General features: G+C 48.6%; 2 protein-coding genes. Both read right to left on the reverse strand.

Going from position 1 to position 2,495, the window contains the following annotated elements; genetic code table 11:
* The gene (gene acsC, locus ASJ81_RS10965; RefSeq protein WP_095644483.1) at nt 1–1,413 is read right to left on the reverse strand and encodes an acetyl-CoA decarbonylase/synthase complex subunit gamma; all 1,413 of its coding nucleotides are present in this window, start codon (nt 1,411–1,413) and stop codon (nt 1–3) included.
* Between the two features lie 3 nt (nt 1,414–1,416).
* Nucleotides 1,417–2,495, reverse strand: a 1,079-nt coding sequence (gene cdhD / locus ASJ81_RS10970) for a CO dehydrogenase/acetyl-CoA synthase subunit delta (RefSeq protein WP_095644484.1), incomplete at its 5' end; no start/stop codon positions are given.

Raw genomic sequence — 2,495 nt, forward strand, 5'->3', positions numbered from 1 at the left:
TTATTTCTTCGGAGGCCAGTTCTTTTCCATAAAGCCAGGGAGCCTTCCCGAATCCATTGGGCCTACAAGAACCTTTGAACCGAGTTTGTCCTCAAGGTCACCCTGGAGACGGGCAGCAAGACCAGGAGTAATTACGGTGTTATGGGTAACATCTTTCTTGAGGTCAAAGCCAGACTTCTCAAAGGCATCCTTTACTTTGTCAGCAGTAAGCTGCCCACCAGCAACTGCAGCTTCTACACCGATACCATCGGTGTTAACTGCAAGCAGCCAGCAGTTGATGCCGTTTGAGGCAAGGTCGCTCTCGACTGTGTAGTAGGTAAGAGCAAAGTTTGTTGTGAAGAGAACTGGGGAATTCTCGTCCGGAGTTCCTACCTTGTACATCTTAGAGTCCACAGCAACAGGAGACCTGGGGTCGGTGTAGATTGTCTCGGCCAGGTGCACTTCAGGCATGGTGGCGTATGGATCCATGCTGTGGAGAAGCATAACGTCTCCGTACCTGATGGTAAAGACAGAGGCAAGAACTGTTTCCCAGTAGGAAGCACTGACAGGGTCAGAAATTCCAGACATCCAGGCAGTAAGCGGCATAGCCATGACTGGATATGCGATCTCGGTATCGCCCATAATGCCTGCTCTCCGGATCTTAAGGAAGTTAGTAAAGGTATCTTTAAGACCTTTGCCACTTGGATAGGTTCCGGGGTCGAGAACAATGTCCTTAATACCGGCGTCTGCAAAGGTTTTCGCGAGGCTCTTAAGCGCATCAAGGTCGTTGAAAGCTGAGACTACGACAGGCACCTTATATTCAAGAGCCAGTTCTCCTACTTCCTTCCAATTGTCTTTGTTTGCAGCATAAAGAAGAGGGTTCTTGTCCTTTGCAACCTCAAGTCCTGCCTTCAGGACTGCAGGGTTAAAGGAACAGAGAATAACTGGCAGTTCCGTGTTTTCGATAACTTTCTTGACAGCTGATGCAAACTTTGCAGGGTCATTGGATGCAGCTCTTATTGCCACACCGTCAAGGAGAAGGTTGCGTCCGACATAGAACTTCTTGTAGTCAGTAATTTTCTTAACTCTTTCAACAAGGGCAGATTCTTCCATTGTATCAGTAACATCGAAGAACATCTTTGTCTTATTGAAGAAAGTCAGCTTGTGACGGTAAAGTACATCGTCGCCACCAATCTTGGCTACTCTGTCGCCTACACCTATTGCAACTTCACGAATTTCCGGGGCAAGGAGCTTGTCAAGCTCTGCAAGTTTCTTTGCAAACTTCTTCTCCTTAATAAGGGGTGGGCAGTCTGTTGTCTTCCCGGATCTGTCGATAAGCTTGGAGGCAAATGCCATACAGGTAGGCTCACCGCATTCTCCACAGTTGGTCTGAGGAAGGTATTTGTAAGCTTCTAATGGGCTGTTTATTTTCATGTTTTACACCCCCGATCCGATCCAGTTAGCAAGGTCAATAGGCTCTGCCTCAATTGTACCGAAAAGGGTCTGAGTTATGTGCTTCAGGACAGCAACCGAAGTTGGGTGCATCATCATGAAGAGGTCGTTCCCTGCAATGGCAAGAGAGAGACCTGTAACGATTTCCCAGATAGGTCCTCTGTATTCTCTGGGACCCCAATCCGAGTCTTCCTTAAGTGGGGAGCTAACCATCCAGGATTCACGGGCACCCCATGCATTGGTAGTACCTGACGACATTGGGAAGGTCAGTTCCTCATCACCCATAAGGGCTGCAAGGCGGATACGTTCCATGTTGGTGTAAGCATAGTCAAGACCATACCCAAGAGCTGCAGTTGTCGGGTCCATAATGATCCTGTCTCTGGGTACATTGCACTGCTTCATAAGCTTCCTGTTTAATTCCTTCTGGGCATTCATGTCCAGCTGAGTCCAGGAGAGTACGTCATGGTCATGTTTTAATGCAGCTTCTGCAATCTTGGCATAGTCCAGGTTCAGACTGGCAGATGCAAGGAGACAGCGTTCGCCTTCGGCAACTTCTGCGGCTTTTGCAAGAACAAGTGGGTCTTTCTGTGGGTTACCGGAACCGCCTATCGCGATTGGTACGTCTACAGCCTGAAGAACCTCTTCAACGGTCTTGGCTGCATCTTTGGGCGAGGTGTCCTTGACGAGAGGGTCGGTTGAAATCAGGTGGATTGTGATCATGTCAGCGTTGAACTTTTCAACGTTCTTCTTTGCCCATTCTCCAGGGCTATCCATGACCTCATCATAGTTCTCCTTGACAGCTTTTGCAAGACCGATTCTCATATCGAATACGTCAATGGTAACCTGGTTCCTGTTGGGCATGGGAGCATCAGGGAAGAAGGGAAGGGCTTTTTCTCCACCAACCACCACTCTCTTACCACGGCTTCCGCCGTCTGCAGAGGTGTTGCCTATTGGGACTTCCTGAATCTGAGTTGTCCATTCGGCAATATTTGCAACATCGAACTTGGCAGGAATGAGATCCTTAAATTTAGGGGCTGCAAGAGCAGGGGAAATTCCAGGAGCAG

The sequence above is a fragment of the Methanosarcina spelaei genome (assembly GCF_002287235.1).
Taxonomy (GTDB): domain Archaea; phylum Halobacteriota; class Methanosarcinia; order Methanosarcinales; family Methanosarcinaceae; genus Methanosarcina; species Methanosarcina spelaei.

Bases quoted from the DNA above. Each gene is read 5' to 3' on its own strand.
- acsC (WP_095644483.1), bottom strand. From the start codon at position 1,413: ATGAAAATAAACAGCCCATTAGAAGCTTACAAATACCTTCCTCAGACC.